Source organism: Bacillus sp. 0909A (genome assembly GCF_036765115.1).
Classification (GTDB): Bacteria; Bacillota; Bacilli; order Bacillales; family Bacillaceae; genus Bacillus; species Bacillus mojavensis.
Genome location: NZ_JBAIZU010000025.1, coordinates 1 through 212 on the forward strand (window position 1 = coordinate 1; position 212 = coordinate 212).

Genomic DNA, 212 nt, shown 5'->3' on the forward strand with positions numbered 1-212 from the left:
GTACTGGACCTGCCGGCTGATTACGCCCGGCCGCCGGTGCGAAGCTTCGCGGGTGATCAAGTTTCATTTACGCTTGATCAAGAACTCACAGCCGGGCTTCACAAGCTCGCACGCGAGAACGGAAGCACCCTGTACATGGTGCTCCTGGCAGCTTACACAGCGTTATTGTCGCGCTTAAGCGGACAGGAAGACATCATCGTCGGGTCACCTAT

General features: G+C 57.1%; 1 protein-coding gene. It reads left to right on the top strand.

The window, feature by feature from the left end:
* Positions 1-212 (top strand): condensation domain-containing protein (locus tag V6D42_RS20305; RefSeq protein WP_333514387.1); only part of this gene is annotated, 212 nt, incomplete at both ends.